The organism is Pseudomonas sp. UBA6323 (genome assembly GCF_002439135.1).
GTDB lineage: Bacteria > Pseudomonadota > Gammaproteobacteria > Pseudomonadales > Pseudomonadaceae > Aquipseudomonas.
On sequence record NZ_DJSX01000089.1, the window covers coordinates 36,832 to 37,061 of the forward strand.

Consider the following 230-nt stretch of genomic DNA (forward strand, 5'->3'; position numbering starts at 1 on the left):
CGAATCCTACACGACCCACCAGATCGCAAAAGCCAGTCGTGAGACTGGCTTTTTTTTGCTCTCGGAAAAGCCCTCTGGCCGAGGCTGCTCCGCCTGTGGCGATGGGCAGCCAGGGGGTATACTCGCAGCTCGCTCAAGAGCGCCGCAGGTTCGATGATATGACGCAGATTTCCGAACGCCTTCTGGTTCAAGCCCACCTCGATGCCAAACAGCCCAAGCCGCTGACCGCC

General features: G+C 59.6%; 1 protein-coding gene. It reads left to right on the forward strand.

The features are described 5' to 3' along the window. Positions 1–38: 38 nt before the first annotated feature. On the forward strand, positions 39–230 hold a 192-nt coding region (locus B3P22_RS21185; protein WP_296272444.1), incomplete at its 3' end, for a hypothetical protein.